The organism is Streptomyces sp. NPDC020996 (assembly GCF_040641355.1).
Taxonomy (GTDB): Bacteria; Actinomycetota; Actinomycetes; order Streptomycetales; family Streptomycetaceae; genus Streptomyces.
Genome location: NZ_JBFADM010000116.1, coordinates 1 through 12901, shown reverse-complemented (window position 1 = coordinate 12901; position 12901 = coordinate 1). Strand labels below are relative to the sequence as shown.

Annotated in this window: 4 protein-coding genes; all 4 read left to right on the top strand. The window is 65.8% G+C overall.

Annotated features, from left to right (window positions below; translation table 11 throughout):
- Positions 1-1229 precede the first annotated feature (1229 nt).
- From AB0G63_RS38310 to AB0G63_RS38295, 4 genes are read left to right on the top strand one after another with little or no spacing between them, the layout of a single operon-like run.
- Entirely contained in the window at positions 1230-5939 is a 4710-nt protein-coding gene (locus AB0G63_RS38310; RefSeq protein ID WP_360760283.1) for a DEAD/DEAH box helicase family protein, read from the top strand.
- Positions 5936-7453 (top strand): NERD domain-containing protein, encoded by a 1518-nt coding sequence (locus AB0G63_RS38305; RefSeq protein WP_360760280.1) that lies wholly within the window; start codon positions 5936-5938, stop codon positions 7451-7453. Before AB0G63_RS38310 ends, AB0G63_RS38305 begins: the two co-directional genes overlap by 4 nt.
- A complete protein-coding gene (locus AB0G63_RS38300; RefSeq protein ID WP_360760277.1) occupies positions 7450-10629 on the top strand; it encodes a helicase-related protein in 3180 nt (1059 codons plus the stop codon). The genes AB0G63_RS38305 and AB0G63_RS38300 overlap by 4 nt, the downstream gene beginning before the upstream one ends.
- Complete coding sequence (locus AB0G63_RS38295; RefSeq protein ID WP_360760274.1) at positions 10610-12412, top strand: DUF1998 domain-containing protein; 1803 nt, start codon at positions 10610-10612, stop codon at positions 12410-12412. Before AB0G63_RS38300 ends, AB0G63_RS38295 begins: the two co-directional genes overlap by 20 nt.
- Positions 12413-12901 lie beyond the last annotated feature (489 nt).

The window sequence follows — 12901 nt, the reverse complement described above, 5'->3', positions numbered from 1 at the left end:
ACAGGACCCTAGACAAGTCCCATCGTTGCAGGTCAGGAGCACTCTCCGCTTATTTGATCAAGACCCGGACAGCCCACCTCGTGAAAGCGCGAGGTTAGGTCGTCTGCGCCCCCGTCGCCCGGTAGACCCGCGACCAGCCGCTGACGGCCTTGAGTTTCGAGCCCTGGCACTGCGAGCGGGCCGCCGCTACGAGACCCAGATTGACCGGGAGATTGCCCCCCCGTGCCGCAGCTAGCGCGGTGCTCTTCGCTATGCCGCATGCCGTGAGCCGTTCCGTGATCCGGTAGGTGGGTACGGGGGCGCACAAGGGGCGCACTGCCTCGGTGGTGTGCCCCACTGGTCTGAGCTGATTCGGCGAAACTGCTTCCGCTTCCTGAGCGGTTCCTGAAAGCTTGAACAGCACACAAACACGGGGATTTGTGAAGATCGATTCATGCGCCACCGAGGTGTGGCGCTAGACAGCCGTCGCCGTTGAGGCGGCCGGTTGGGTCGATCGAGGCGGCTCCGGGTGCGAGGCGCTTTGCCTGGCAGGCAAACTTCCTGACGGCGTGACGCCTCTGTTGCGACGCACCGCATGTCGCGCGTAGATTGCGAATCGGTAACGGGGGTTCCCTGTCGTGACGTTTTGTTGAACGCTTAAGCTCCATCAATGAGGGGGACTTGTGAGGGTTGTTGGGCATGCCTGGCGGGGGGCCAGGCGGGGGGCTCGGGCGCTTCATTGATCCCGCAGTCACACACGAGGAGTCCCGGCTGCACCCCGCTGGGGCTGGCAGGTCCACTCCCGCAGCGCGGTGCACCCAAGGTTGATGTCGAAGGCTCCCGCTTCCAGGGCAGTTGGCCGCGCCTCAGCGGCTTCAGGTCTGGGTCCACCCTGAACATCGGTGCGTTGGGGCAGGGATACGCCCGGCTGATCCCGGCAACAAATGCGCGATGCCAGCCTGCAACCCCGATCGTTGGCATCGGGATGCGCTGGTTGCAGAGAAGGTTAGGGCCCTAACTCCTTCGACCCGCTGCAAGTTGGACAGTTCGAACGCCGGATGACCACGGCTCGTCCGCCAAGGCCACAAAAACCGACCCGATCGGGTGGCTGTTCTTACTGTCCGCAGCAGGTCCGGCGGTGTGCGATGTAACGCATGAGTGGAAACAGGGCGATCGTAGTTCAGGAGCCACGTAGATGCAGGGCTGTCAGTCTGCGTCGTGGTGACAGCAGTTGAGGTGGTGTAGTCGTGATGAACAAACGTGCCGATTGGGTCCCCGACGCCGGGTTGGTCCGCGAAGTTGATGACCTCTTCGGGCGGGCGATTGATTCGTATCGCGCGAATCCGAACCTGATCACGGAGCACGCCAACCAAGAGGAGTCCATCCGGGTCGGCGGTTACTCGAACCGCACGCTTCTGGAACTTGTGCAGAACGCGGCTGACGCCATGTCGGGGGCTGCCGAACACGAGGAGGGGGCGGGGCGGGTCGAGATCGTCCTCGACCTTGACCGCCAGACACTGTACTGCGCGAACGCCGGTCGTCCGTTCTCTCGAAGCGGCCTCACCGCGCTCGCCCATGCGCACCTCAGTGGTAAGCGGGGCGACGAGATCGGTCGGTTCGGGCTCGGTTTCAAGTCGGTGCTCGCAGTCACCGACACCCCGCAGGTGTTCAGCCGTTCGGCGGCTTTCGAGTTCAACTCTTCGAAGGCGAAGGCGGCGATAGCGGCGATCGCGCCCGTACCCAAGAGGATTCCGGTCCTGAGGACCCTCACCCGGATCGACGCGGAGGTCGAATTCGCCAAGGACCAGATCCTGGCCGAACTGGCGGAGTGGGCGGTGACGATCGTCAGACTGCCGAATGCGACGAGGCTGGAGAGCCTCAAGAAGGAGATCGAGGAATTCCGCTCCGAGTTCCTTCTCTTCGTCAACTCGGTGCGGGAGATCCGGCTCCGGGTCGTCGGAGCCGACGCGGACTTCGTCACGAGCCATGTGTCGCGCGACCTGGGCGACGGCAGGTTCCGCATCGAGCGTCCCGACGGCGACCACGACGAGTGGTACGTCGACAACCGCATGCACGCACCCAGCCCCGAGGCTCGGATCGAGGTCGGGGAAGCCGTGTCGCGTGACCGGATGAAGGTCACGGTCGCGATGCCGGCGCGCTTCGCTCAACTGAAAACGGGGGAGTTCTGGTCGTACTTCCCGCTCCAGGACAGGACGTCGGCGTCCGCCCTCTTCAACGCGCCCTGGAGTGTCAACGACGACCGCACCACCTTGCTCACGAACACGTACAACAGGGAGATCCTCGTGACTCTCTCGGAGATGTTCGTCGACATGCTGCCGAAGGTCTCGTCCGTCGACGATCCGGCAGCACACCTGGACTACATGCCGGCGCGTGGCCGTGAGACCCACTCGTTCGGCGACGAGATCCTCTGCGTCCATGTTCCACAGCTCGGTAGCGAGAAGGCCCTGGTACCCGACGCCACCGGCGCGCTGCGCACGCCTCTGGAGCTTCGTCCTCTCGACTTGCGTGTCGGCGACGCATCCGAGCGTGACCACGAGGAGTGGATCAAGTCTCCCCACACCGACGACGACGTGCCGCACTGGCGCTGTTATTCCACCAATCAGCGTGGGACCCGTCTGAGGGCCCTCTACGTATGCAGCGTCTCCCCCGCCTTCGCCGACTCGCGTCCCAGGGATGAGCAGAAGGCGTTGGAGGATGTGCCCAAGCGAGGTCTTCTCACCTGGCTGCGTGAGTGGGCCGAGGGGCCCGATATGGCCTCTGCAGCGAAGGCACTCGACTTTATGCTAAGAAATCCCAACCGCTTCGGCCCCGCAAAGGTCATACCGACGACCGCTGGCATGCTATCCATCAAGGACCGCGACCGGGTCTTCCTCCACCGTGCGGAGGACGTCGACATCGAAGGATCGTGCTTCGTCGATCCGGACTTCCTGGCCCTTCCCGGCGTCGAGAAGAAACTTGTGGACTGCGGGTTCCGTAACCTCGATCCTCTCGCGAAATTCGAGGCCAGGATGGCCAGGCTGTCACGGGAGTCCCAGGACGACGAGCTCCCGAAGTTCTGGGACGCCGCCTCTGATGTGCCCATGGCACAGGCGCAGAAGGCCGTTGCGGAAAACAAGACGGGTGCTCTCAGAGTTCCGACACTTGACGGTGGTTGGGCCGTGCCCGGGTTGGTGCTGGACATCGACGGTCTCGGTGACAGCACTCCGGATCGAGTCCTGGACCGGACGAGGTGCGTGCCCCAGCTCGCACACGCGGCAGGAGTCGTCACCGAGCCAGTGGCCTCGTACTCGCTCGAGGACGAGGTCCACTTCGAGGACTACTGCCAGTACGTGCTGGACGAGGTGAACCGGAGGCTCGGGCCCGGAGAGCGCCCCGTCGAACAGGTGGAGTTCGACAGGGGGGAGGGTCCTGGTCCGTTCTCGGTGCTTCTGATGTTGCAGAAGGCGGGCGCGCCCGAACCCCTGCGCGAGCGGTGGACGGAAGGACTGCTCAGACTCGACCAGGTGGGGCACTGGCTCTGCACCGACATCGACACGGGGCTCAGCCACCGGGTCCTGTCCCCTGTTCGCTGGGCGGCGGGTCGGGCCGGCCTGCTGAAGTCGAATCGCGGCCACCGGGCTCCCGGTCGCGTCGTCTCCGCGTCCCTCGTCGAGTATGAGGCCCTGCTGCCTCTCTTCCGAGGACCGCGCCACGTCGAGGACGCTCTGAAACTGCCCAAGGACCTGGGCGAGGTGCCTGTGGAGGTCCTGCGCGAAGCGCTCGAGACGGAGGTAACTTCGCCGATCAGTAACGTGGCGCTGACGGGGTTCGTCCTCACCGCGAGTCGGTTCGCATTCCCGGAGGGGCACCCGATGTTCATCCCCGCCCGGGTGGGACGTGCCATCGAGAGGAGGCGGCCCGATGCGGTGTACTTGGCGACGACCGAGGAGGAGCGTGAGTTCCTCAACCTGAGGCAGAAGCCGTACCTCAAGGTGGATGAGGACGAAGCGGACGCGTTCGTCGAAGTGGTCGGATGCCGACGGTTCGAGGACAGCTTTTCCTTCTCGCTCCTGGTCGATGGCCGGCAGGTCGAGGAGCGCGTCATCGACCTGTACACCGGACTGCGTTCGACGTTCGTCGAGGACAAGGTCACGAACGCGACCGTGGCGAAGGCCGTCCAGATTACGAAGCGTGTGACCACGGAGGACGGTGTCGAGGACCAGTCGCTCGAATGGCACCGCCAGGGACTGACCCTGGTGGTCCAGGCAGAACTCGACGAACGTCGTGTCCTGCAGATCGTCAACGAGGCATTCGACCTGCGTCTGTCGAACACCGAGCTGAGCGACATCCTCCAGGCACGCGTCGACCAACATCTCGAAACGCAACGGCAAGACGCCCGGGCCGCGCCCGATGACGCTGAGCGGCTGGCGATCTACATCGGTGACGACACGCTCAAGGAGAACCTGCCGAAGGGGCTCTGGCAGGCGCTCGAGGGCCAGGGCCTGGTGGACGCCTCCACGTCCATCGCTGAGCTCTTTCTGACCGTCTACGGCAGCGACTCGATCAAGCTTCTCGCGGAGGAGTTCAGCACCGAGGGGTACACGGACGTTCCCACGACATGGGCGGGGGGAGCATCGACCGTCGCCTGGCTTCGGAAGATGGGGTTTGGCGCCAAATACGCCGGGCGTCGCACCCGACACCAGGACGATGAGTTCGTCGTGCCCGGTGCCGTGAAGCTCAAGCCCCTGCACGACTTCCAGGAGAAGATCAGGGAAGAACTGGAGGAGGTCCTGACGTCCCGGGGACGGGACGGTCGTGCGCTCAAGGGCATGGTGGAGCTCCCGACGGGAGCCGGGAAGACCCGGGTGGCCACCGAAACCGTGCTGCGGCTGTTCGTCGAGGGCGACATGAGCGGAACCGTGCTCTGGATCGCGCAGTCGGAGGAGCTCTGTGAGCAGGCGGTGCAGACGTTCGACACCGTCTGGCGCTGGCTCGGGGACGAGCGTCCGTTGACCATCGGCCGGCTCTGGAACACCAACGTCGTCCACGAACCCGACACCGAGTTCAGTGTGGTCGTGGCCACTGACGCCAAGCTCGACCGGGTGGCCGACACTCCTGAGTACGAGTGGCTGAGCAGGGCCTCCGCGGTGTTCATCGACGAGGCGCACCGGGCCGGCGGGTCGAAGATGTACACGAAGATCCTCAGGTGGCTCGGAGTCGACGGTCGTAGCTGGGAACGGCCTCTGGTGGGCATCTCGGCGACGCCGTTCAAGGGCAGCGGCGACGTCACCGAGCCGACGAAGGAACTGGCGGCCCGCTTCGGTCACCACAAGATGAGCGCCTTCGACGGCAACGCCTACCCGGAGCTGTCGAAGAGAGGTGTCCTCGCCAGGGTCCGACACGAAGTGCTGAACGGCGTGAACGTCGCGCTGGAGCCGGACGAACTCGCACAGGTGCACTCCCTGCGAAAACTCGAACCCCAGGTCCTCGACCGCATCGGTCGGGACCAGGCCCGCATGAAGATCCTCGTGGACGACATCCTGAAGCGGGATCCGGAATGGCCGATCCTCGTGTTCACGCCGAACGTCCTGTCCGCCCAGGTCCTCGCCGCGACACTGCGTTACCGGAATGTCGCGGCCGAGGCGGTCAGTGGCCAGACCGGACGGCAGACGCGCCGTGACGTCATCGAGAGATTCAAGAGGAACGAGATCAGGGTTCTGGCCAACTGCGACCTGCTGATCCAGGGATTCGACGCGCCCGGCGTCCGGGCGCTGTACATCGCGAGGCCCACGTTCAGTCCCAGCGCCTACATCCAGATGGCCGGCCGCGGTCTGCGTGGTCCTGAGAACGGCGGCAAGGAGGAGTGCCTCATCGTGGACGTCGCCGACAACTTCGGCGCGGTCAACGACTTCCTCGGATTCCGTGCCTACGAGGGCCTCTGGCGAAAGCAGGGATCGTGATCGTCATACCGGATCTCGCCGACATCGAGACGACCACCACCAGCAACGCCGAGCGGCGGGTGGCCCGGCTGCTGCGAGCGATCGACGGCCCCTCCGACGCCGTCGCCTTCCACTCCGTGAAGCTGCGGAGTCACGCGGTCAAGCAGCAGGGGGAAGCGGACTTCGTCGTGCTCTGGAACGGCGTCGTCGTCATCATCGAGGTCAAGGGCGGGGGCGTCAGGAAGTACGACGGTGTCTGGTACTCCATCGACCGCCACGGTGACTGGAAGAAGTTGCGCGAGTCGCCGATGGACCAGGCGCAGTCGGCGATGTATGCGCTGCGCGACATCCTTCAGGAGGAAGGCGTCGGTTGGTTCGCGACCGAGGCCGTTGCCCTCACCCCTGACATAGACGCGCCTCCGACAGCCGTCGAATGGAAGGGGAGCCACTGGTGGGCCAAGGAGCAGATGAGCATTGCCGCACTGACCGAAGCCTTCGAGAAGGTCGCCAGCGAAGCGAGGACTGCTCCCCACGGAATCAGAGTCGCCCGGTCCGAGACGCTCCGGGCGCGCCTCTTCGGTGAGTTCACCAGGATGCCCGTCATCGATGCGCAGCGGGGCGCCGTGCTGGAGGAGCAGAATCGAGCGACCGAGGGCCAGGCCAGGGTCTTGGCCGCTCTCTCCCGGAACCCGAGGATGCTCGTCTTCGGTGGTGCGGGCACCGGGAAATCCCTGGTGCTGGCGGAGGGCGCGAAGCAGGAGGCGGGCGAAGGGAAGTCGGTGCTCATCACCTTTCACTCGCCCGCCCTGGTCGACTTCTTCGGTCCGCGGATCGAGGGCAGAGACATCGATCTCCTTCCGTTCGCGGACCTGTCCGGTGACAAGCAGTACGACATCGTCTTCGTCGACGAGGCTCAGGACCTCATGAACGCCGGCGGCATGGATGCCTTGAACGCCGTGATCCGCGGGGGTCGAGAAGGCGGCCGGTGGAGGATGTTCCTCGACCCCAACAACCAGGCACGTGTCGACGGCGAGTTCGACCCGGAGGTCTGCGAGTTGGTCCAGCAGGAGGCGCTCCAGTACGACCTGGACCGGAACGTGCGCAACACCCGTGCGATCGTCCACGTCGTGCAGGAGTACCTCGGCGCCGACGTCGGGGACCCGGGCATCGTCCATGGCGACCGAGTGGAATGGCGGTGGTCCGACGGCACGGCCGGTGTCTCCGCGGCCGAGACCGTGGCTCGCGACCTCGTCGCGAACGGGGCCCGCCGCCAGGACATCTGGATCATCAGTGTGTCCGAGGACGCCGAGCCGCGCAGGAGCGAGGCCGGATTCCATGTGACCAACCCCCGTTACGCCAAGGGGCTGGAGGCAGAGCACGTCATCGTGTGCGACCTGCCCCAGGAATACAACGACCGGGGGCTCGCCGCTTTCTACGTGGCTGTCACGCGGGCGCGGGTCACGCTCCACGTGGTCGCGTCCAAAGACGACAAGAAGCGGCTCCAGGATCTTCTTCGAAAGCAGGTTGGGAAGTGAACCTCACAGCGGCCCAGAAGGAGGCCCTTCACCATCTTCGAGCCTCCTACATGGGGCCCGAGGCCGGAGACGAGGAGGTCACGGCGAACCTGCCTCACCGGCAGTACGCCGTCGGCATGCTGTTCCCGGTCGAAGCCGAGGCACGAGGCTCTCACGGCGACGGGAACACGGACGAAGAGGTATCGGCGGATGTCCCCGACGGCGATGTCGAGGAGTGCGGGGCCGGTGTCCCTCTGGCCGAGGACTGGAAACCCTCGTCCGTCGCGCTCTCCTTCGTCACCGACGGCGACTCGGTCGACGTCGACTTCTCGTGCGGTACGTACGCCGCTGTCGAGGGAGACGGGCCGCCCAGGTGGCGGCGTACCCCGTTCTCCGTCGACGGCCTCGACCTCCGGCGGGACAAGGGGCCCGAGCGCCTCTCCGTGGGTGGTGTCGCGGTCGAGATCGGGTCGCGTTGGCGCGACTTCCAGGGCGACTCGTTGGTCACCGTCCACGTACGTGTCTTGACCGAATCAACGGGCGACGACCGACAGGACATCCCTCGGACGCTGTTCCAGGTCCACCTGGCCGCAGCTCCCTCCGCCGGGGCGGAGATCCTGGAGTACGACACGACGCGCTCGATCGACACCGACCCGGAAGCCGCCGAGCTGCGCCTGCGATATCGCAACCGAAAGGTCTACGCGGTCGGGCACGGAATGGCCGCGGACTGGGAGTTCGCGGAGGGCCGTTGTGCCAAGGTCTTCCTCGAGCCCGTGCCAGCCTTCGTGGTGCCCGCCGTCGAGACCACGGGGTTCGACGAAGGGACGGCCGAGGCCGAGGCGCTGGAGCTGGGGCACCTCCAGCAGATCGACAAGGATCCCGAAGCGGTCCTTCGATCGTTGGACGCCTTCCTCGAGGCGTTCGGTGGCTGGGCCTCCCGACAGATGGAACGGGCGGAGGCGTTCAGCGACGACAGGGCCGTGGCCGTCCGCATCGCCGGGCGTTCGCAGGACGCCGTCGACAGGATGAGGGAAGGCATAGACCTCCTCCGGGCGCCGGGACGACAGGACCTTCGCACGGCCTTCTCACTCGGCATGGCCGCCATGCGTCTTCAGATGCGGCAGGCGTCCATTAACCGCGGGAAGCCGGAGGAGCAGGTGTCGGAGCCGCGGTGGCGCCCCTTCCAGCTCGGTTTCCTGCTCGTATCGCTGGCCTCCACCGTCGATGAGGGGCACAAGGATAGGGAGCTCGTCGACCTCATCTGGTTCCCGACCGGTGGCGGCAAGACCGAGGCATACCTGGGTCTCGCCGCGATCGAGGTGTTCCGCCGACGGCTCGCTCACGGCACGGCCGGCGGGGGAACCGCCGTCATCACCCGCTACACCCTGCGGCTCCTGACCTCTCAACAGTTCCAACGGGCTGCGGCACTGGTCTGCGCGATGGAGCGGCTGCGGGCCACGGACGACCGGGCGAAGGGCATGGCGCCGTTCTCGATCGGTCTGTGGGTGGGCAACGAAGTCACCCCCGGCACGCGAGTAGAGGCGCGTGAAGCACTCAAGCGGCTTCAGAAGGCCGCGCGCCCGGAAGAGGCGAACGAGTTTCAGGTCGAGAGTTGCCCTTGGTGTCTGACGCCCTTGGTGCCGAGGCTCAGGAGCGACAAGCCAGAGGACTACGGCATGCGCCTGGAGGGCGTGGATGTCGTGCTCCATTGTGTCGACGCGTCGTGCGACTTCGCCGGCGAGCTTCCGCTCGCGGTCGTCGACGAGGTGCTGTACAAGGAACCGCCCACCATCCTCCTGGCCACCGTCGACAAGTTCGCGCGTCTGCAGTTCAGGCCGGAAGCGGGCAGGCTGCTCGGTCTCGGGACCACCTTCAGGCAACCGTCCATGATCATCCAGGACGAGCTGCACCTGCTCTCGGGGCCGCTCGGAACCACCGTCGCCGTCTTCGACGCAGTGATCCAGCTCCTGCTGAGCCGGTCGGGCTCCAGCCCCAAGATCGTGGCATCGACGGCCACCATCCGCGCGTCCGAGGAACAGGTGGAGGGACTCTACGGGCGCGAGGTCGCCCTGTACCCGCCATCGGGACTCGACGACGACCGGACCTTCTTCTCCCGCCCGGTGGAGAGCGGAGAAGGGCGTCTCTACGTCGGGCTGATGCCGCAGTCGGTCTCGCAGCCGTCGGCCGTCATCGCAGCCGTCACCCCCATGGTGGAGATGCCGGAGGCGCTCGCCGCCCGGGCCCCGTCCGCCGCGTCACGGGACGCGTACTGGACGCTGGTGATGTACCACAACAGTCTTCGTGAGCTCGGACGTACCGGGACGCTGGTCGTCGACGACGTCAACGGTCGTCTGGAGCCCCGAGCCGAGAGGCTCGGCTTCCCGCTGCGGCCGGTCAGGGCGGGGAAGGTCCTGGAACTGACGAGCCGTCGCGGAGCCGAGGAGCTGCCGAACGATCTCCGCGCGCTCAGGGTCGGGGCCGACGAGTCGCCGGAGGCTGTCGACGTGGTCCTTTCGTCGAACATGCTCTCCGTGGGCATCGACATCCCGCGGCTCGCGCTGATGCTCATGGTGGGGCAGCCGAAGACCACGGCCGAGTACATCCAGGCCACGAGCCGTGTCGGACGTGGAGACACGAAGGGCGTCGTCGTCACGCTGTTCCGGTCGGGAAGGGCCCGCGATCGGTCGCACTTCGAAACCTTCCGTGGCTACCACGAGGCCCTCTACCGGAGCGTGGAGCCCACGAGCGTCACACCGTGGTCGCTGGCCTCGCGCGAGCGATCGCTCGCCGGCGCGCTCGTGGCACTGCTGCGGCAGTCGTTCACCGCTTTCGCCCCGAACGAAGCGGCGGGTCGGTTCGACCTCGGGGACGACAGGATCAGCGAGGCGGTCGATCGACTCGTGGAACGTTTCCTCGGTTACGTGACGCGCGCCGACGGCCTCGAAGCCCCGGAAACACGCTCTGCGGTATGGAGCCTTCTGAGGGACTGGGACCGACGGGCAGGCCAGGCACGGGAGTCCGGCGAGCCTCTGTACTACCAACGGACGAAGAAAGACCAGGCAGCGTTGCTGAAGAAGTTCGGCCAACCCGGCGAGGGGTGGCTCGTCGCAGACTCGATGAGGTCTGTCGAGCCCAACGTGGCGGTCGAGGTTCAGGAACCGCAGGAGGAGGTGCACCATGGAGAAGATCAGGCATGACCTGCGCCTCTCCGAGACGATCTCACCGTTCGGTGTGGGAGCGATCGTCGACGTGCGAGGCGAGTCGCTCATGGCGCCGGACACGTCCTGGTGGGACAAGAAGTTCGCCCATGAGATCAGCTGTGAGCGTCTGATGGCCCGCCTCGGTGCCGGTGTCCTGAGACAACCGCCGGCGCACGCGGGCCGGGCCGCAAAGGAAACCCCTGCGCTGCCGTACTGGCGCTTTCCCGCTTGGCGGTTCTGCGAGCGTTGCGACAAGCTCTCGAAGCTGACCGGTAGGAAAAAAGGCAAGTGGAGCAACACCTGCGACTGCGGCGGCGCGCTCGTACCGATGCGATATGTCGCCGTCTGTGAAAAGGGCAGCCACATCCAGGACATCAACTGGTTCCAGTGGGCGCATCGTGGGCGCACGGCGAGCCTGAACGAAGCGGTCCGCTTCTGCCGTGACTACAAGGCACTCAGGTTCCACAAGCTGGCCACCCGCGGCGAAGGCCTCGCGGCCCTGGTGGTGAAGTGCTACGGGTGCAAGAACGAGCGCAAGCTCGCGGAACTCGTGACGAAGGGGGCCCTGCACCAGGACGGGATCCGTTGCGCGGGGCGGCAGCCCTGGGAGCCGGAGAGCTCCGTCAAGAACCCCTGCCCGTACGAGTTGGTCGCCGTGCAGCGCGGTGCCACAGGCAACTACATCGCCGACAGAATCTCGGCTCTCGACATACCGGAGGAGCGCCCGCAGTCCGCGGAGACGGCCGACAAGATCCGTGGTCACATGCTCTTTAGGACAGTCGTGACCGACAATGGCGGACCCCAGTCGGAAATGTTGGCGCAGCTGATCGCCAACGATCTCGGAGTGACGGCGGAAACCGTCCTCGGAGTCGCGGCGGGGGAGGAAAGCCCCGCGGGCGAGCTGCTGCTCGACCTGAAGGACGGTGAGTGGTCGGCGTTCCTGAAGAAACTCGACGAAGGGCGCGACCGCACGGGAAGCGACTTCGTCGTCGACGGGAGAAGCCTTGAAGGGCTCGCAGGACCGCAGAGCCTCCTCGGCAAGATCAGCGGTATCGGACAGGTACGCCGGGTACGGGAGGTCCGAGCCCTGCGGGGGTTCCGACGCCACGACGCGGAAGCGAAGCTGATCAACGCCGATCTGGGATCGGACCGGTCGTACCGGCCCACCTACCCGGCGGTCGAACTGTTCGGGGAAGGAATCTTCCTGCGGTTCGACGAGGAGAAGCTCGCCGCATGGGAGGCACAGCCGGAGGTGCAGGCACGCGCTGGCATCCTCAAGAAGAGAAGGGCGGACTCTCCCTGGGCCGGCCGCCTCGACGTGCCGGAACCCAGGTACATCGCCCTGCACACGCTGGCGCACCTGCTCATCCGACGACTGGCGTTTGCCAGCGGCTACGCGTCTGCCTCGCTGCAAGAAAGGATCTACGCGAACTCCGACCGCACGGACAAGACCGCCGGGATCCTTATCTACACCGCGGCAGGGGACGCCCAGGGGACTCTCGGCGGTCTCGTCAGGCTCGGAGATCCCAAGAAGCTGATCCCACTCCTGGTGGCAGCCCTGGACGACGCGGACTTCTGCTCCAACGACCCGGTCTGCATCGAAAGCGACCGTCAGGGAGCTTCACAGCTGAATCTCTCAGCCTGCCACGGGTGCTCCCTGGTGAGTGAGACCTCCTGCGAAACCGGAAACCGGCTGCTGGATCGACAGTTGGTCCTGGGCGGAAGTGAAGTGAGAGGACTGCTGGACAACGTTCTGACGGACGTCCGACGGCCCAGGTGACGACCTTCAGCAGTCTGCGGCCCCAAAGCACCTGCTCGGGGCCGCAGAGCGGCCATCCTTGGACGCTGTCGGGCGGGGTCTACAACCGTCGCTGCCCTCTCAGACTCTGAGGTTCTGATCATTCCGCCTGCGGAAACCCCTATGGCTCTCGTCCGTCGACGGGCTCATCTGCGGTGCACTGCTGCAACAGTTCCGGAGGCCGCTTGGGTCTTGAACAACGCAGCAGGTCACGGGCCTGCACCCGGCAGGTTAGGCGAGACGAGTCCACAGGTAGGCCACGGCCAGCTAGGCATCGACGCTCTGTGTACGGCTCCCTGCGTGGTCCCGTCACCGACTGCCGTCACTCCCTTGCCACCGCGTCGTGTAGGAGCTCCACGTGGCTTGGCCTAGTTAGCCTCGCGCTTTCACGAGGTGGGCTGTCCGGGTCTTGATCAAATAAGCGGAGAGTGCTCCTGACCTGCAACGATGGGACTTGTCTAGGGTCCTGTT

Coding starts and splice junctions, on each gene's coding strand:
- AB0G63_RS38295 (WP_360760274.1), top strand. CDS start 10,610: ATGGAGAAGATCAGGCATGACCTGCGCCTCTCCGAGACGATCTCACCG.
- AB0G63_RS38310 (WP_360760283.1), top strand. CDS start 1,230: ATGAACAAACGTGCCGATTGGGTCCCCGACGCCGGGTTGGTCCGCGAA.